This window comes from Pseudoalteromonas sp. GW168-MNA-CIBAN-0100 (genome assembly GCF_040309225.1).
Classification (GTDB): domain Bacteria; phylum Pseudomonadota; class Gammaproteobacteria; order Enterobacterales; family Alteromonadaceae; genus Pseudoalteromonas; species Pseudoalteromonas arctica.
In genome coordinates this window covers 1-231 of the sequence record NZ_JBEOOL010001182.1, presented here as the reverse complement: position 1 = coordinate 231, position 231 = coordinate 1, and the positions used below count along the sequence as shown (strand labels likewise).

General features: G+C 36.8%; 1 pseudogene. It reads right to left on the bottom strand.

What is annotated here, in order from left to right:
* Positions 1-231: pseudogene (locus AAEY62_RS25120) on the bottom strand (sodium:proton antiporter); the annotation flags it as partial.

The window sequence follows — 231 nt, the reverse complement described above, 5'->3', positions numbered from 1 at the left end:
CTACCGTGGTTTCTTTACTTTCTATGGTAAGCGGTAGCGCTGCGTAGTCGCGACGTTTTCTGTAACTAAAAAATATTGCAATTAATAAACCTGCAAACATGCCCAAAGCCGGAATTATCATTGCCATAGGCACTTGGGTATTTATTATTTCTAAACCGTTATCCACTAAATTTTTATGGAGTATTGAATATAAGTAAATACCACCAAAGCCATACGGTAGTACCATATAAG